We start from the raw sequence: 19164 nt of genomic DNA on the forward strand, positions 1-19164 counted from the left end.
CTTTAATTAATACACGGCTATTGCTTGCTGTAATACAGCTGCCTCTAATACATCAATTCCGATTAAAATATCGTCTAAATCGGTATGTTCATCTGGATGATGACTAATCCCGTTTAAAGACGGAATAAAGATTAACCCAACTGGACCGAAGGAAGTCATATTCATGGCATCATGCCCAGCGCCACTTTGCATCCATTGATAAGGAAGCTTTTTTTCCAGACAAATTTTTTCTATTTGAAAAGTAAGCTCTTTTGATAACTGAACAGGCTCTTCCTTGCTAATCTCCTGTGAAGTTATCGTTAAACCTCGTCTTTCCTGAACATCCTCCATTTTTTTTAAAAGAGCAGTGAGTACTTTATTTCTAGAGGCAGTCGAAGTGGAGCGAATATCGACTTTCATTTCGACTGTACCTGGTACCACATTCATCGCCCCCATTGGAATGGAAAGCACCCCGATTGTTGCGACGGTACCGTTATGCTGTTCTTCTTTCGCTGCTTCTTCTAAAGCAAGCGCTAGTTCACTTGCCCCAAGCAATGCATCCTTGCGCATATTCATCGGTGTTGTACCAGAATGTGAAGCAGCGCCTTTTACTTCAATAATGAAGCGGACGGGTGCCGCAACCCCTGTTACTATCCCAATTTTCTTATTGGTATTCATCAGAATCGGACCTTGTTCAATATGTAATTCAAAGAAAGCTTGAAAACGTTCTGTCGCTCTGCTTGCCAAATCCAATTGATCAAATCGCAGAGCACAAAGTGAAAGAGCTTTTTCAAAGGTAATTCCATCCTTATCCTTCAGATGACGATACTTCTCCTTTTGCAGTGTTCCTGCCATTGCTTTGCTGCCAACCGTTGAGACCCCGAATCGAGACGATTCTTCACAGGCGAAAGAAATAATCTCAATCGGATGTTCCGTTTCCAGGTTTTGTTCATTGAGGCGTTTTATCACTTCTAAACCTGCTGTAACTCCTACTACGCCATCGTATTTACCACCTTGGTAAACGGTATCTAGATGGGACCCTATGACAACTGGCGGAAGATTTTTTTGCTTTCCTTCTCTTCTCGCAATAATATTGCCGCAATAATCCATTCTAATTTCTAGGCCCTCATTTTTACACAAACGCATAAAGGCATGACTGCATGCCTGTTCCTCATTTGTAAAGGCCACTCTTGTGATTCCTTTCGTTCCCGAATTATATTGATTCATATTATTCAACAGTTCTTCGTATCTTCTTTTTCGATCCATCTTTCTATCTCCTTGATTATGGGCCATGGAGCTCCGCCCTTCTCTTTATAAGCGAATAGAACTTAATAGATGCATAGATTTCATATGTTCACTTGCCTCTTTGGCCACTTCGTTTATTTGTTTCACTAATATTTCTTGCTGCATTTCGATATAGTCACTTTCGCCAACAATGCTGATACTGACATTCGTTTTTTTGTCATCATAAAATATTGGCGCGGAAATAGCAGATACCCCCATTTCCAATTCTTCTATGCAAAATGCTAGTTGGGAATGATAGATTTCTTTTAATTCTTTTTTGATGTCGAGAGGATTTGTTTTCGTATAGGGGGTGGTAGCTTCAAAAGGTGTCTCATGCACCATTCTCTCGACTATCGCTTCCTCTTGATACGCCAAAATTACTTTTGCTGCCGCGGCACTATGAATTGGCATCCGTTGTCCCACATGAACAAAATATTTATTGCGCAGATCTGATGGCTGATGGGTGTAGACACAATAGACATCGTCTCCATGATAACGACAAATGAAGGTATAGAGATTAGTCTCATTAGATAATTTTTCCCCATATCTGCCCAGTAGTTTAATCGGATCCTGCAATCTTAAAAACTGACTGCCCCACAGCATCGTTTTCGGTCCTAGATAATATTGTTTAGTCGTTTTATCCTGGACAACAAGCTGATGTTCACACATACTTGTAAGCATTCGATGAATCGTACCCTTACTTAAATTCGTCTCTCTCGCAAGTTCACTGACACCCATCCCTATATTGGCATTAGAGGAGAGGCAGTCCATTACATCTGTAAAACGATTTAACCATTCCAAGCCATGTCTCCCCTTTTAAAATAAGTTTCTCTGAGCGGAATAATGTTCCATTTTTTTAAAATAAGAGAAGGTGTCATCAAAACATCCTTCTCTCTTAAAATATAGATTGTAACCTTAATTCTTAAACAATCTCTTTATCCTTTGATTCTGGAATTAAAAAGATAAATGCTAATGCAGATAAAATGTAAACACCGGACAATAAGCTAAGTGCATAGCTTAAAGAATGATTAAGAGAAATATAACCAATAATAAATGGCGCAAATCCCGCGATTGCTCTCCCTACATTAAAAATAATGTTTTCTGCAGTGGAACGGACTTCTGTATTATAATGCTCTGCTAGCAGGGCTCCGTATCCACCCATCATCCCATTTACAAAGAATCCTAATACGCCGCCAAGAAGCAATAAAGCTGCTGTCGATGTTACTTGGAAATAGACCCAAACAATAATTGCCGCAGCAATCAGGAAAGTGATATAAGATGGTCTGCGTCCAATTTTGTCTGCCAAATAACCAAAGATTAAAATCCCTAATATCATCCCGACAATTGTTGTTACCGTCCATAAAGTTGTTTTATTAAAATTGTAGCCTAGTTCCGAAGCAAGCATCGTCGGCATCCACGTCATAATGCCATAAAAGCCAAAGTTTTGAACACTTGTGGCGATAATTAAGCCAATCGTTATCTTCGTTGTTTCCTTTGAAGCAAATAATTGTCCAATGGCAATTTTATTTTTATTTTCTTCTTTAAGTTTTGTCCAAATCTCTGGTTCCTTTAAATTTTTGCGGGACCAAAACGCAAAAACCGCTGGTACTACCCCTGCAAGGAATACACCATGCCATCCAAATTTCGGTGCAATAAACAATACGGTTAAAGTAGCAAGAACAATCCCTAACTGAAATCCAACCGCTACTACAGATGTAGCACGAGAGCGATACTTCTTCGGCCAAGTCTCACTGACAAGCGTCATCCCAATTCCAAATTCTCCACCAAGACCTAAACCAGCTAAAAAGCGAAAAATCGCAAATGTTTCTAAATTAGGAGCTAAAGCACATAAACCTGTAAAAACAGAAAATATTAAAATAGTCCAAGTAAACACCCGTACTCGCCCAAATTTATCCGCCATTACCCCAAATACAATTCCACCAATTACAGCTCCAAGCAATGTAATAGTAGAAAGGCTTCCCGCTTGCGCTTGGTTAATGCCAAAAAAAGCAATTATGAGCGGCAGTGTATAAGCCAAAATCATCATATCTAATCCATCCATGGCATATCCAACCGTTGAAGACCATAGCGTTTTCCACTGATAACCCGTTATCTTCTTTTCCGGTACCTCTGAATTTTCATATGCTTTCATATTCACTGAATAACTCCTCTCCTTAACTTAAATATGACCGATTCTATCCTGTTATCTTTCTATCAAAACCTGTTCCCCTTCTCCTCTCCCCAAAATAACCCTTGTATGTCTTTCTACCGGCAGTGTTTCACTGAACGGAACGATGTTTCAAAATTAAGTAGCATAAACGTATAATACTATTAACTTTTTTGGAAATCTATGATATTGTCAGAAAATATGACAATATTTTTTATTTTCAGATATTATGACATATTATGAGTCATGCAATAATATCTTCATCTAGAATGGAGATGAGGGGAAGAATTTTTATACTTAACTATGATAAATTATTATGTATGGTGTAATAGTTTGGTTAGCTGCATTCCCAACTTTATTAAAGACTGTCTATTAACTATTAATCTAAGACTAATCCCTGAGTCTGTTCCCATGTTTGTATGAATCATTCCATTATCAAAATGAATTTATAATGTATATAAATTTCCCTCCATCTTTTGATAGCTAAATGAAATGTCGGGTTCAATGGCTGAAGTTTCTCCAGAAAGATGGAGATTTTCCAATTGAGACGCGCTGTTTCTATACCAGGGTTAGACCAAGTTACCTCATGAGAAAATGTTCCCGAGCCAAAGTCAAATGTGAATCTTAATCGTAATTTAATTGAGGAAAGCCTTCTTCTAAATTATGTATATTGATTACTTCTGTTTTTAGTTTTGTCTTACTATATTCAAATCCTTCATCTTTTAGGGAAACATGATGAGTCCCCTTCCTTTCCTAGTTAATATTATCTTACCATTTTCTTTAGAGGTAGGAGCTGTCGTTTAGTAAACCATCGAAATGCTGTAATAATGAACTATTAATTACCTGAGAAAGCTCTCGGTTTCAAAGTAGTTCCCACAAGCAAAAGCACCTTCCACGCGGGAAGGTGCAGATCCTGTCTCTATTTCACTTTTAGCTCTCTTTTTTTACTCTTATTTCCCGCTTTATCTTGTGCATAAATAGTTAAAACGGTATGCTTCTTTTGTTTTTTTATAGTAATTTTATAGGTACCATTTTTTCCAGCTACACTTTTCCCTAGCTTGCTTTTTCCTTTATAGACATATACGGTTGCATTCTTTTCTGCTTTTCCAGAAATGCTAGTAGATTTCGTTGTAACGGTGCTTGCAGTCGGCTTGGCTGGGGCCGTCTTATCCGCTACTTTTACCACTACCTCTTTACTTTTATTTTTTGCTGCATCTTCTGCATAGACTGTTAGCTTAGTGCCTGCCTTTTGCTTTGCAATTTTCACTTTAAACGTCCCTTTTGCATCCGCTGCTGCTTTCCCTAATGTCTTGCTGCCTGCTTTTACGGTTACTGTTGCTTTTGCTTCTGTTTTACCTGTTACCGCTGTTGCCGAATCGCTTACACTATTTACTTTTGATAAAGAAGGAGCCGTTTTGTCTACTACTTTTACCACTACTTCTTTACTCTTATTTTTCGCTGCATCTTCTGCATAGACTGTTAGCTTAGTGCCTGCCTTTTGCTTCGCAATTTTCACTTTAAACGTCCCTTTTGCATCCGCTGCTGCTTTCCCTAATGTCTTGCTGCCTGCTTTTACGGTTACTGTTGCTTTTGCTTCTGTTTTACCTGTTACCGCTGTTGCAGAGTCGCTTACGCTATTTACTTTTGATAAAGAAGGAGCCGTTTTGTCTACTACTTTTACCACTACTTCTTTACTTTTATTTTTCACTGCATCTTCTGCATAGACTGTTAGCTTAGTGCCAAGCTTTTGTTTAGCAATCTTTACTTGGAAAGCACCCTTTGTATCTGCTGTCGCTTTTCCTAAAATTTTGCTGCCTGCTTTTACGGTTACTATTGCTTTTGCTTCTGTTATCCCTGTTACCGAGGTCGCCGTATCACCAACAGGATTAACCTTCGAAATAACAGGAGCCGTTTTGTCTACTACTTTTACTACTACTTCTTTACTTTTATTTTTCGCCGCATCTTCTGCATAGATTATTAGCTTCGTACCCGCCTTTTGTTTAACAATCTTTACTTGGAAAGCACCCTTTGTATCTGCTGTCGCTTTTCCTAAAATTTTGCTGCCTGCTTTTACGGTTACTATTGCTTTTGCTTCTGTTATCCCTGTTACCGAGGTCGCCGTATCACCAACAGGATTAACCTTCGAAATAACAGGAGCCGTTTTGTCTACTACTTTTACTACTACTTCTTTACTTTTATTTTTCGCCGCATCTTCTGCATAGATTATTAGCTTCGTACCCGCCTTTTGTTTAACAATCTTTACTTGGAAAGCACCTTTTTCATCAGCCATTGCTTGCCCTAATATTGTGGAACCAGCTTTCACCGTAACTTTTGCCTTCGCCTCTACTGTACCTGTAACAACTGTTGCAGAATCACTGACACTATTCACCTTTGGTAATGGTGGGGCCGTTTTGTCCTTGACTGTAACGGTTGTCTCTTCACTCTTCACTCCATTTCTCTCTGCGTAAACAACTAGCTTGGTGCCTGCTGCTTGGCGCGGGATAGAAACAGCAAAGGAACCATTAGAATCGGAATAGCCCGTTGCTAATACCGATTTATTTTTCGCGATGACTATGGCAGTATTCTTATCCGCCTTGCCTCTCACTACAAGATCAGAATCTCCTATTTCAGTTACACTAGGTGTTGCAGGTTTCACAATCGCTGCGTCTTTCTTTGTTAAAAGAGTATACGTAATGTTTTGCCCCTTACTTGCCGGTACCGTAAATTCCTTTTCAGATTGAATCGCTTTAACGATTGCTCCGCCACCCTGTAAGTATGTGTAATTGCCGTTGTATAGCTTTTCTTTAATTGAATCAAATGAGGCATTTCCTTTAAAGCCATAAGGACCTGAATCTTCTTTTAATGTGAGTGCTCCTCTAAAGTTTGTCATCAATTGGCCAAATGTAATGTTAGAAGTATATTTTTGCATGACTTCTTCTATAGCAAGATAATTTGAGTTCTTATTGTTAATGATTTGCTTAAAAATCTGATTTCCTTGTCCTGCTTGCTCTTTCACATATTGCATAAATAAATAAGATAAGGAATAGTTGGCTAACGTATCGCCATAATAATCCCAATAGATTAGGGAGTGTCCATTTGTTATGCTTGAAGCACTGTTATAATAATCAATTCTGCTTTGAAGTGCTTCTCCTAGATAGATTTGCTCGGCAGCCATCGCTAATCCCTCATCCATCCAGACATCCATACTAGTCTCGCCTTGAACAAATACTTTTTGATTATAGTTAATCATATGCTCAAATTCATGGGCAAGAGTAGAATAGGCCGCAGACACATCTTTTGACGAATACATTCCCATGAGCGGATAGGTATCGATATAAAAGATTTCTGAGCGATTGGATGTAGAGTAAGCATACAGATCTTGCGGTGAAAAGTATCCTGCAACATAACCGCCGCTGCCACTAAAGCCATCCTGTATATCATAGGTTAAAATATTTACCTTTCCATCCCCATCCACATCTGATTCATTTCCAAAATTCGTGACATCTGATGTATAAATTTTATCATCGAATTCTTTCCCTAATTGTTCCGCCTGCTGTTTAGAAAGCTGGTTATTATGAACCCAGACATTCGCATGTTTCCCACTGTAAAGCAGGCTTGCAGTTAACTGATAATCTTGATTTGTTTCTACATTTGTTACCCAAAAGCTCTTATTTGCCCCAACCTGATAGCTTTTTTGAATGGAGCGCATATTTTTGTTGAGCTTTCTACTATCACTTGTTTCTGGATCAAACGGTTTTACAAAGTCCAGTTTGTAAGCATCTTGATCCATCTTCTTATTAAAGCTATACTCCTCATTGTTTATTTGAAAATAACCAGTAGATTCATAGTTATTTTCATCAGGGGATTCATTACTAATTAACTCAAAGTAACGACCATCGGGCGGTTCTGAGGCCCCATTATAAAAAGGATTCACTACTTTGAAATAAGTGGAATCTGAGTAATAGCTATCATCATTACTACTATATGTACCAATTCTCATATAAATATATGGATCTTCCTGATACAGTGATTTATCCAAAGTTATTCCTAAAGATACAACCCCTGAATATGATCCCAAATAGCTAGTGGAAGTACCTATATAAGCTATTTCTCCATTGTTAGCTGTGTAAAAATTCACATCCAAATAAGGGTCTTTGTAATAATCGTCGTTTTCTATCTTAAGGGAGACTTCCATTTTCGAGTCCGTATATTCGGTAGTAGAAGAATATGTAAGCAAGTGCGTGCTTCCCACACTATCAACCAACGAGTCAATAAAACTACCTTGTTTAATTAATGGATAGTCATTAGGATTCAAATAATTCTGATTCCCCTTATTATTCTTACGAAGATTCTCCTGCTTAGTAATGCTTGTTTGAATCTGTCCATTCTTTAAAGATGATTGCTGCATTTCATTACTGTTTGCTAAAACATTTGATGATAAACCAAAAGCTAATAGCAACGCCATAAAAATAGATATTATCTTTCTACTTTTTTTCATCATTTTCCCCTCCGTTGCTATCATACTATATTTACCTATTTCCTTCTATATATTAGGAATATAATCCATATTTTTCTATATTTATAGTAATAAAGATTCTATTTATTTAATCAAAAGCAGAAAAAGAGCCTCCATATGATTGGAAACTCCTTAAATGCATAGTTTTGTACTTCTCAGATGGACAAAATTGATAGAATGTCTTTTTGTGGTGCCTGTCACCATTAAAAGAAGAAAAGGAAGCAGTAAGATCCCCTTCTGCTTCCTTTTCTTCTTTTAAATCAACCAGGTTATAAAGATTGGTAATGTAATTAATGATAATATAGTGCTTATCACAAAAGATGATGCTGTTTCCGTTGTTAATGAATCAAATCTAGTTGAAATCATCGCTGCAACGGCTGATCCTGGAAATGCTACTAATAAAATAGCTTTTACGGTATCGGCATGGCTTAACCCTACTAGATGAGCGACCAATATCATAAATAATGGAAGCACTATTACTTTTAATAGCGAAATACCAAAAGCAACTCCTTGGAAATTAATTTTGCGTATACCTACGGTTACCCCTACCGCAAATAAAGCAACGCCAGACGTTACGGAGCCAATTTGATTAAGCGCACTTTGTATTATTTCTGGTGAGTGAAAACCAAAGAGTGTCAATACAACTGCTAGTAATGGAATACAAGCAAGTGGTTCACTTAATCCATGCAAAATAATACCTAGTGTGCTTCCCTTCTCATCCTTTGTTTTCCCTTTATTGCTTTCTCCAATATTCCCAACAATTGTTGCTAAAGGATCTAAGATGGCATTAACTACAATTCCTGTAATCGCAATAGGAATAGCTACTTCTTGTTGTCCGAATAAACTACCAAGCACAGAAATTCCCATAAAGGCAAATGCTGGCTGCGTAGAATTTAACGAGAACATCGAAGCTTTTGTAACATCATATTTAAAAATAAACTTCATAATAACTAGTAATATGACATAAAAACCAATAATACCAAGAAACATATTTAAGAAGAACGGCCATTGATCGATTAATGTTTGCTTCGATGTGGTTGTAATTCCAATAAATAAATGCGCAGGCAGTGCAAATTTTGTTACTAATGTATTGAGACCTTTTGAGGAATCAGCATTAAATATGTTTAAATAGCCACCTAAATATCCTAAAATAATGGTAAAAAAGATGGGGATTAATACTAAAAATATATGTCCAAGAGACATGGTAGTTCACTTCACTTTCCCTTTGTTCGTTTCTAAGATGTAGGAACCGTCTTTCAGTGATTGCAAGACGATTCCATTTATTTAATTGTCTTGTTTTAATGTTATTGTTTTATAATCCGGCTTCCACATATAATCATTAAGCGCTTGTTCTAGATTCTCTATTTCCGCGTGCGCAATTCCTTCTTTGATCGCAGCTTCCGCTACTGCCATAGCTACAGCTTTAGATACCTCTTGTAATTTATCAATAGAAGGAAGAATAGATGCCCCAAGCGAGCTGCTATTAGATAAAGACGCAACGGCATTTGCAGATGCTGCAAACATTCCTTTTGAAATAATGGCAGCTTTTGCAATAATTGCTCCTAACCCTAATCCTGGAAATACAAATGCGTTATTTGATTGGCCAATTTCATATGTGACACCGTTATATTCCACGTCTTTAAATGGACTACCAGTAGCAATTAATGCTTTTCCATCTGTCCATTTAATAATGTCTTCTGGTGTAGCTTCTGCTAATGGAGTCGGATTAGACATTGGCATGATAATCGGACGTTCAACATGTTTAGCCATCTCTTTTACCACTTCTTCCGAGAAAGCACCTGCTTGTCCAGATGTACCGATAAGAATAGTCGGTTTTACTTTTCTAATCACTTCTAAAAGCGGAATAATATTTACCTCATTTCTTTCCCAATCCTCTACTTCTTTTGCAGAACGAATATATGGTTGTTGGAAAGAAACAACATCTGGAGTTTCGTCTGTTAATAATCCACGGAAGTCAATAGGCCAAAAGCGGTTATACGCTTCTTCTCTTGGAACTCCCTCTAATACCATTGTTTCTACCATTTGATCTGCATTCCCAATGCCTGCAGCACCTGGCCCAAAGATAACAATTCGCTGATCAGAAAGAGACTCTTTCGTAACTTTTAAAGCAGACATGATAGCCGCCAAAGTAACAGCACCTGTTCCTTGGATATCATCATTGAAAGTAAGAATTTTATCACCATATTTATCCATGATTGCACGAGCATTTACATTTCCAAGGTCTTCCCAATGAAGGAGAACATCTGGAAAAGCCTTCAATGCATTGTCCACGAATCGCTCAATAAACTGATCATAGTTTTTGCCACGAACACGACTAAATTTGTTACCAAGATATAATGGATCTTGAATTAAAGCTTCGTTGTTTGTTCCCACATCCAACACAATTGGAAGCACTCTACTAGGATCTATGCCAGCCGCTGCCGTATAAACAGCTAGTTTACCGATCGCAATATTAATACCACCGACACCCTGATCTCCAATACCAAGAATACTTTCTGAATCGGTTACTACTATTAAATCAATTCCATCACTAGGAATATTTAAATTGTTATAAGCTTCTTCCATGTTCTCCATATTATCGATAGATAAGTATAATCCACCAGGAATATGATATTCATGAGAGTACTTTTGAATTACTTCTCCAACAGTAGGAGTGTAAATAATGGGCAGCATTTCGTTCAGGTTATCCTGAAGTACTTTATAAAATAGAACGACGTTTCGATTATACAAATCATATAAAAGACCGTTTTTACGTAAATCACTTGTTTGGGCAGGAAATTGTTCGTAAATACGTTTAGCTTGTTCTTCTAATGTTAGAATTTGAGTTGGTAATAAACCATTTAAACCAAGCTCTTGACGTTCTTCTTTCGAAAAGGCTACGCCTTTATTAAGAAATGGATTTAATAAGAGCTGTTTTCCTTTTAAATTTGTTTGAATAACATCTTGTTTACTAATTGTACCTATTGCCATGTCTTGCTCCTTCTTTCTTTTTTAAGTTAACAGAAATTCTCAAATTGATATATCTTTAATTCGAGATAAATTCCGACACTTCTTTTCCTTACGAAGTTCTCTCTAAGCCTCGTTCCTTCCTATAGTTAAACTACTTCTTTGTCCCCCTTTCTCTCCATTAATCTATAGGTCATTCTTATTTTTTTAATAATTTTTTCTACCCTAGTTATAATTCGTAACCAAATATACGCCTGCTAAAAATGCTTGTCAAGGAATTGATTTAGACAAAAGTTTACGGAAAAGATGAGGATTTTAGTAGCAGCGTAGATGGTACCGCTTTATCATCATAGAAAAAATAATTAAGTCATTTATCTTTAGTGGAAACGATCTAGCACCCTTGTTTTTTTGGTCTTACCTCCTGCTTACTCTTTACCCTTTATTAGGATAACTAGGTAAAATTTAGAAGCTTCATTATCGGCTGAAAATTTTATAAAAAACAGCCTCCTGATGAAGACTGTTTTCTTCCTTAAACTTTTGTTGAGAAAATAATTGAACTCTATCCAAGATCATTGAAAAAAAATCTATATATTACCTTTGTCCATGGTAACAAACATTAACTATATTTATTCTATAGATTAAATGTTAATAAAGTGCACTAATGTTATATTATTGAGCTTAATGATAATCTCACTCTACTTTTTTTAGAGATTTAATATACTATTTTGTGAAATAAAATAAAAATCACTATTATTTACTCTAAATTCATTAGGAATTGAATCATAATCAATAAATAAGGATAACTTTCAATATTTAAAATAGACCTTATCAGGTTGATTTTTTATGATAGAAAATAGCTTTTTCAATTATTAGATAATTCCCAATGGAAGATTGATGATACCACCATGAATTATACTGATTACTTCTTCCGCAAGTGAATTTTCCACTTCTATATATTGAATATACTCACCATTATTAAGTAATCGTTCAAAATATAGGTTCCATTGCTCAATAATATTTTTTATTGAGCAAATTCTTTTTTTATCAATCCAATTATAATAATATAAGAAAAAATTAAACTCATTGGGGACAGTTATTGTAAAATTTAGGAATTTCACACATAAAATATCCATTTTTTGGTATAAAAGTATTATAATTCTATTTATCTAGTATTTTATCAAAAATAATAGGAGGTATAGCCACTGATTAAGCAAAAAAATTTCTTCCAACTAACATAGATAAATAGTAGGTTTGTTAATATTATAGATAAATATGTATATTAGATTTTAAAATAAGTACTTTGGAGAGAGGAAGTATGTTGAGGAAAAAATTATTTCTGACATTTGCTTTAACTATTCTGTTAATAGGAGGATGCTATTATTTTTTTATCTATTTTCCATTTCCACCTTCAAAAGATTTTTATGACTTCCCAGTTCCTAGAAATGCTGAAATTATAAAAGAAACTGAAACTTCAAAAACTTATAAATGGCCAAATGCATCAGAAGAACATGGTATTCCCTTTAGATATGTAAAAGTCATAAAATCAAATGGCTGGAAAAAAGAAGAACAAGTGGGAGCGTCGACTTATTATAGCAACGGAGAGCATCAAATCATATTGACTTCCACAACAGATATAATAGCCATCGAAAAAGTAAAATAAGATATAAGAATTTTGTTGTAAAGTGTTATTTTTCAGGAGAAATACAAATATTTGGAGGTTTGATTATTGAAAAAGGCATTAGGATTATTAATATTTCTTTTGTTCTTTAGTATAAGCTATAAAGCTCATGCAAGTGAACAGAGATTTTCAATTGATAGTTTTACAGTAAAGCAAAAAACGTAAAACCTTGGTGAAAAAACTCTTTAATTAAGAACAACTTATTCAACTGTCCTAAAGCTAGTAATGCAAACTTAGATTGGATATTGATCAGATTCTTTTCCTCTCGCATGTAAAAATTGAAGATATTTCTCGATTTTTGGGTCGGGGAAATAAGCAAAAATCCGTTCTGAATTTACCAAGCTTCCCTCCTTGGTCTCTATATAGTCAAAATAACTGCTCCAAGGATATTCTTCCAAGCTTTCTACCATACCAGCTCGAATTGGATTTAGATGAATGTACCGATTTACTTCTAATTCATATTGAGCAGAAGTGATCAACTCAGAGCCATAACGACTTTCAAACACATGCCCTGTAAAATCGTATTTCTTATTGAAATATATCGCGTAATTAAAATGGAGAGATCTTATAATGTCACTTGGAGAATGTTGAAGGGTTTTTATTTGAAGATGGATGTGATTTGTCATCAAACAATAGGTTTGCAGAATAAATGGCTTTTCCTCCATTACTTCTGTCAACAATCGCAGATACTTTTTACGATCTTCCTCGTCCAAAAATAAAGAAGTCCGGCGAATACCTCGACTCGTAATATGATAACTAGCACCAGGATACCAAACACGCTTTTTTCTAGGCAACGAACAACCTCCTTTTTTATGAAATTTGATTGCATATTATGAAGGATGAAACTGAGGGAGATTAGCAAAGGGACTTATAACTGTATCCTAGGAATAAGATAAAAAGAGGCAGCTTAAAATATTACATTCTACCTCCCAAACAAAATCCCTCCATTTTTTGTCCAAAAAAATAGGAAAAGGAACCAAAAAATGATCCCTTTTCCCTTTTGTCCTCCAGAGAGAGACAGAATTAGATTTTTGTCTTTTTGTGGTGCCTGTCACCAGGAGTTGTTCCATTCTCCACCCCTAGTTCCTGCAGCCATCTACGGTAGCTGATCGTCAAAGCGTCTGACTTAAGATGCAATTCCGCCTGTAGATCCAATGGCAATAATTCCGGCTTTTGGCTTTGAACAATATCTAAATCTTGATAAAAGATTTTATCCTGGAATTCGATAAATGGTTCATCTGGTTTATCTAAATCATAGTTTCTTGTTAGCAGCATAAAGGCTTTCGACTGTTCGTTATCTTCTTGATTGACGACAAGCAAAATCGTCAACGCGTCTTCTGATCCATCTGTTGTTTTCGTGAAACGAGCAGTTGTTGGATTTAGAATTTCATACACATAATTGGCATATCCACCTTTTGAGCGTCCATCTGGATTGGGCTGGTAGACAGGAATTTTGCTTGTAATAAAACGGTTATCAATAAAATCCACTTTATAATCGACCACTTCCGCATGGTCCTCATCCCCAAGCAAGCCTTCATGAACAAACATAAGATGAGAAACATCAAGGAAGTTTTCAATGATTCGCGGTGCATTTGCTTTTACCTCATAAGGACCACATATTGCTGTTCGATATCCTTCTGTACTATATTCAGGATAAGAAATAAGCGGTGCTGGATCGTCCCCCAGATTCACCCAAATAAGTCCAAGATATTCCTCACAATGATAAACAGTTGCTTTCGCTTTTCTTGGAATAGCTCGTCCATTTGGCAATGCCGGTATCTTGACACATGCTCCTGCACAATCGTATTCCCAAGCATGGTATGCACAAACTAAATTTCCGTTTTTCACCTTACCAAGCGAAAGCGCCGCTCCTCTATGAATACATAAATCTTTAAAAGCATGAACGCCTTTCTCATTTCGAAAAATGGCTACTCTTTCCCCAAGCACAAATACTTGTTTCGGATCCTCCAGCAATTCCTCTGCTTTACATACTGGATGCCATTCATTCCATAGTCTATCTTGTTGCATAATCGCGCCTCTCCTGTTCCTATTTTTAGTTAACATTTACCGTTGGCTTGTTTGTGTTTAAACGCTCTGCTTGTTTTTGCGGCAGAACTAGATTAAGAATTAATGCAGCAATGGCTCCTATAGCTGTCCCTGAAGATACAAAATAAGTAACAATTTCAGGAAGCCCATTTAACACATTTGCCGGCATTAACACAGCAAATAAAGCAAGCATAATTGGAACTCCAATAACGATCATATTTCTCTCCGTAAATTCCAATCCTTTCACGACTTTAAATCCATTCATCATAATGATTACGCATAAAATCGCAAATACACTATTAATCACCACACTAGGGATGCAAGCAATCAAACTCGTCAGCTTTGGCATCATTCCTAGAATAACTAAAATAATTCCCCCCATAATAATTGGCTTACGGCTCTTTACTCCCGTAATCGCAATAATACCAGCATTAGAGGAATAGCCTGTTACTGGTGTTCCCCCAAAAAAAGAACCGACAAAACAGCCTAACCCTTCTCCAAATGCGCCGCCATTTAAACGTTTGTCATTAAGCTCTTCGCCCGTTACATTGCTTACAGTAAACCATGTTCCCGTCGTTTCAATAGTGACAATTAAGTAAACTACAATCATGACAAGGATGGCATGAACATTGAATTGTGGCGCTCCAAATGCAAATAGGCTTGGCATTTGAAACCAGCTTGCATTTTCTAATGAGGCAAAGCTAACTAAACCGAAGAAAGAGGCAACAAGTGAGCCTAATCCTAGTGCTAAGATAACCGATACTACTTTTATATATTTCCATTTAGATTTAGCCTTTTCCCCTACGTACATACAGAAAATCAATACGGCCGCTGTAACGGTCGCAACCAAGATATTTTCGCCAAAACTACCTTCTGCTGTATAAATAGAATTAATCGCACTCGGCATTAAAGAAATCCCTACAACCACAATAACAGTCCCAGCAACAATCGGCGGAATGACTTTTCTAACCACTTTGCTATAGAGTTTAAGCGGATAACCAAGCAAGGCAATAATTAAAGCACCAGGTATTAAGCTGCCTATCATTGTTCCAATTCCTGATGTCGTTCCAATTGCTGCAAGTGCACTTAATGGCACAAAGGAAGGTCCTTGCATAACAGGAAGCTTCATTGCAAAGCCTGCTTGAATAATCGTTGCAATTCCACATGCGATAAAGGTCATTTGGATCAGCAATGCACTATCCGATACGGAAAAGGACAATAAGCCTGCCAAGATAATCGGCGGGATAAACAAATCCATCGCTAATATTTGCTGTACTCCTAGAAAAATCGATTTGCCAACGGTAATTTCTTCTTTTCCTTTCTGTATATTCCCCTTTGCTTCCAAATCTTTTGCCATATTCTCCATCCCAGTACCCCCTGTTGATGATACCTTCATATAATCCTTGTTTCTTCATTAACGAGCAAATTCACCGAACAGAAAAGCTCGAAGTACATACCTTCCTTAACAAAAGAAAAGCATGCACTTCGAGCCCTTTATAATCAAAGTATGACAAGAATAGACATCTCCCTATAAAGGGACGTAAATGTCCATTTTATCTCTGCTTTTCATAGTCAGTTTATTTACGGTAAACAGGTAGAAACTTGTAGGCCATATCCCTACGATTATATGAAAATACACTATTTATTTTTGAATATTATAGCAACCTGAAACATTTGCAATGCTCAAGCCCACCTTCAACATTCACTTCATTTTTTAAAATACGCAATAAAATTTTTTATTTACTAGCAATTATCAACTTGCTACAATGACTATATTAACACAAAACACGAACATTAGGAAGGTGTTTATGAACAATTATACGCATATTTTTCACGGAACTGCTTTTTCTAGTGAATCTCCCAAAAAAGTAACTATATTGAAAGACTATTTATTCTTTATCGATACCAATGGAATGATAAAAAAAATGATCGGACCGGAACAGGCCGAATATCCAGCCTTGTTAGAGACTTATGAAGGACAAGCTAACTTCCACCGTTTAGCAGAGGGGCAATATTTCTTACCTGGTTTTGTAGACTTGCATGTTCATGCACCGCAATGGGCACAGTCGGGTACAGCTTTAGATATTCCACTATACGATTGGCTGCATACCTATACATTTCCATTAGAAGCGAAGTATGCAGATTTATCCTTTGCCACAACAGTATATGAAGACTTAGTAAGCACCTTGCTCGCAAATGGAACAACAACCGTTCTTTATTTCGCGACTGTCCACAAAGAGGCGAGTTTGTTATTGGCAAAAATCTGTGCAGAAAAAGGGCAAAGAGGTTTAGTAGGCAAGGTCGTCATGGATGATCCAGAACAAAACCCATCCTATTACCGAGATGCTGATACAAAAACAGCTCTAGCTGATACAGAGTCATTTATTTTAGCCGTGAAAGAGTTAGCCAAAGAGGCGAAACAAGGTGTTTATCCTGTTGTTACACCTCGATTTATTCCAAGCTGCTCAGACGAAGCCCTTAAGGGACTTGGCGAATTGGCAGCAAAATATGATACCCATATTCAGTCCCATTGCAGTGAAAGTGACTGGGCTCATGGTTATGTAAAAGAACGCTTGGGTAAGCATGACGCATTCGCTCTCCATGATTTTGGATTATTAGGCGACAAATCTGTGATGGCTCATTGTAACTTCTTAGATGACAACGATGCCGCATTATTTGCGGAAACTGGTACAGCCATCAGCCATTGCCCGCTATCCAACGCCTACTTCGCCAATAGCGTACTGCCCATAAAAAGATTTCAATCAATGGGAATTGATATCGGACTCGGTACAGATATTTCCGCTGGTGCCACTCCAAGTCTGTATGATAATGCGAAGCAAGCCGTTGTTTCCTCGAGAATGCTAGAAGATGGCGTAAATCCAGCTCTTCCCGCAGAGGAAAGAGGCGTACCAGATTCCCGAATTTCTATTCATGAAGCCTTTTATCTAGCAACTGCCGGCGGGGGTGAAAGCTTAAGTCTGCCAATCGGACGTTTACAAGAAAACTACACTTGGGATGTACAAATCATTGATACAAAAACACCAACTGCAAAACTGCCGATTTTCTCTGAAGCAGAAGATTTAGATGATATTTTCCAAAAGATCCTCTATCTCGTACGCCCAGATAATATCTCGGAAGTTTGGGTTCAAGGAGAGAAAGTTCACTCCCGTTCTTGAGAACCTTATTAAAACAAAGAAAAAACCTAATTCAATCAAACGTTTGATTAAATTTAGTTTGGAAGAAAAATTGCCAAAAAGAACAATCTCTTTTTTCACTGAGAGATTGTTTTTTTTAACTTATCACTCTATTTCTGATAACTTTGTTTCTGAAATGCTTTACTTTTAAGTATTTCATTTTCTTTTCCTAAAACAATAATTTCGTATCTTTGATCTTCTTTTAACAAGGAGGGTAACTTATTCGATACAATTATTTTGTTTGTCTGATTAATTAGTTCCGCACTCTTTTCTCGATTGGTAGTAGAAAGTGATGTTTTTATATAATAAGTAATTAGTTGAGAATCCTCCTCTAATGATACATTCTCATAATGAATGGATGACATTTTTAGTTTATTTTCAATTTCGGAAGTTACAACTAGCCATCGAGCATCCTCATTGTATGATTCGATGTAGTTATGATTAAGAACATTTGGAAAAAGGAACCTAAATGACAGCAGTATTAATAACAATAGGAGGATGATTTCTAGAATTCGGCTTCTTTTTCGCTTATTTTCTTTTATCATTTTTCTATATTTATTTTGTATTTTTTGTTGCTGAAAATTCATAACCATACCCCTTCCACCTATCCATATCCATACATTTCTACCAAAGGTAAAAATAACCATTTTTGATAGATTTATAGTATACTATATTTAAGGAGGTGATTTATTTGAAAAAAACACTATTTACTTTGTTTTGTATTCCTTTCTTATTATTATCCATAGGTAGTATATCAGTATATGCTGATGACAATGTAAAAAGGGACTCTGAAGTTTTAGACTTAGGTTCATTTAATAGTATAGAAGAATATACCGAAAATGAGAATATGAATGAGGGTCTTAATCCACAAAGCAACGAGATACTTTCTCCATCAAATGCTGTTCCAGTCGTACAAATACCTACGCTAATCACAACCTATGGTGCTGGTGGGTGGGACTATATAACTTCTGATGTAATAAATACTAAAGATTCAAAAATTGTACGCTCAAATGGCGGTGACTTTCGAATCGAAATAATACAACCATACATAGGGAACGGCTTTACTTGGTTGTATAAAGTATATGAAGATGCTGGCAGATGGGGCGATGATTTAGTAGGTACTTGGAAGTTATATAATAAAAGTTCAACTCAAGTTATCGATATTAATGCTAGAAATTGGATCGACGGTGATAATAAAAAGGCTGAATTTTATATTAGAAAAATGACAGTACCTACACATAGCGTTAATTTATATTTTTATGATTAATAAAGATAAAAGAGGGAGTAAGGAATCCTCTACTCTCCCTTTTATAATTCGATTAAATGTATATCT

14 protein-coding genes and 1 riboswitch are annotated in these 19164 nt (G+C 36.4%); of the genes, 3 read left to right on the forward strand and 11 right to left on the reverse strand.

Going from position 1 to position 19164, the window contains the following annotated elements:
* Positions 1-6 precede the first annotated feature (6 nt).
* The 7 genes from NSQ89_RS19595 to NSQ89_RS19625 form a co-directional block, all read right to left on the reverse strand.
* On the reverse strand, positions 7-1272 hold the full coding sequence (locus NSQ89_RS19595; RefSeq protein WP_235844508.1) for a Zn-dependent hydrolase: 1266 nt from the start codon (positions 1270-1272) through the stop codon (positions 7-9).
* Between the two features lie 18 nt (positions 1273-1290).
* Entirely contained in the window at positions 1291-2064 is a 774-nt protein-coding gene (locus tag NSQ89_RS19600; RefSeq protein ID WP_341133081.1) for an IclR family transcriptional regulator, read from the reverse strand.
* Between the two features lie 121 nt (positions 2065-2185).
* A complete protein-coding gene (locus NSQ89_RS19605; RefSeq protein ID WP_061799563.1) occupies positions 2186-3415 on the reverse strand; it encodes an MFS transporter in 1230 nt (409 codons plus the stop codon).
* Positions 3416-4349: 934 nt separating this feature from the next.
* Complete coding sequence (locus NSQ89_RS19610) at positions 4350-7931, reverse strand: Ig-like domain-containing protein (protein ID WP_341133082.1); 3582 nt, start codon at positions 7929-7931, stop codon at positions 4350-4352.
* Between the two features lie 270 nt (positions 7932-8201).
* The gene (locus tag NSQ89_RS19615) at positions 8202-9149 is read right to left on the reverse strand and encodes an AEC family transporter (protein ID WP_144545747.1); all 948 of its coding nucleotides are present in this window, start codon (positions 9147-9149) and stop codon (positions 8202-8204) included.
* 81 nt (positions 9150-9230) lie between these two features.
* Entirely contained in the window at positions 9231-10937 is a 1707-nt protein-coding gene (locus NSQ89_RS19620; protein WP_341133083.1) for an NAD-dependent malic enzyme, read from the reverse strand.
* 845 nt (positions 10938-11782) lie between these two features.
* Entirely contained in the window at positions 11783-12031 is a 249-nt protein-coding gene (locus tag NSQ89_RS19625; protein ID WP_163188021.1) for a hypothetical protein, read from the reverse strand.
* A gap of 197 nt (positions 12032-12228) precedes the next feature.
* Here NSQ89_RS19625 and NSQ89_RS19630 point away from each other — a divergent pair, with 197 nt between their 5' ends.
* Positions 12229-12573, forward strand: coding sequence for a hypothetical protein (locus NSQ89_RS19630; RefSeq protein WP_286167795.1), 345 nt, complete (start codon positions 12229-12231; stop codon positions 12571-12573).
* A gap of 251 nt (positions 12574-12824) precedes the next feature.
* On the opposite strand, the gene NSQ89_RS19635 is transcribed toward NSQ89_RS19630, so the two are convergent.
* From NSQ89_RS19635 to NSQ89_RS19645, 3 genes are all read right to left on the reverse strand, one after another.
* Positions 12825-13385, reverse strand: a complete 561-nt coding sequence (locus tag NSQ89_RS19635; protein ID WP_341133084.1) for a transposase — start codon at positions 13383-13385, stop codon at positions 12825-12827.
* Between the two features lie 229 nt (positions 13386-13614).
* The gene (locus tag NSQ89_RS19640; protein ID WP_341133085.1) at positions 13615-14619 is read right to left on the reverse strand and encodes an aromatic ring-hydroxylating dioxygenase subunit alpha; all 1005 of its coding nucleotides are present in this window, start codon (positions 14617-14619) and stop codon (positions 13615-13617) included.
* 25 nt (positions 14620-14644) lie between these two features.
* Entirely contained in the window at positions 14645-16003 is a 1359-nt protein-coding gene (locus NSQ89_RS19645) for a uracil-xanthine permease family protein (protein ID WP_341133086.1), read from the reverse strand.
* Between the two features lie 183 nt (positions 16004-16186).
* A riboswitch (purine riboswitch) is annotated at positions 16187-16288 on the reverse strand.
* 157 nt (positions 16289-16445) lie between these two features.
* Between NSQ89_RS19645 and guaD the strand changes: the two genes are divergently transcribed.
* Positions 16446-17813: a guanine deaminase gene (gene guaD / locus NSQ89_RS19650; RefSeq protein ID WP_341133087.1), complete on the forward strand. Its 1368-nt coding sequence runs from the start codon at positions 16446-16448 to the stop codon at positions 17811-17813.
* Positions 17814-17941: 128 nt separating this feature from the next.
* Here guaD and NSQ89_RS19655 read toward each other — a convergent pair whose 3' ends face one another.
* Positions 17942-18424 (reverse strand): hypothetical protein, encoded by a 483-nt coding sequence (locus NSQ89_RS19655; RefSeq protein WP_123260389.1) that lies wholly within the window; start codon positions 18422-18424, stop codon positions 17942-17944.
* Positions 18425-18522: 98 nt separating this feature from the next.
* On the opposite strand from NSQ89_RS19655, the gene NSQ89_RS19660 reads away from it, so the two are divergent.
* Positions 18523-19098 carry a hypothetical protein gene (locus NSQ89_RS19660; protein ID WP_341133088.1) on the forward strand — a complete coding sequence of 192 codons (576 nt, stop codon included), beginning with the start codon at positions 18523-18525 and terminating at the stop codon, positions 19096-19098.
* Positions 19099-19164: the final 66 nt, after the last annotated feature.

The organism is Niallia sp. FSL R7-0648 (genome assembly GCF_038007005.1).
GTDB lineage: Bacteria > Bacillota > Bacilli > Bacillales > Cytobacillaceae > Niallia > Niallia circulans.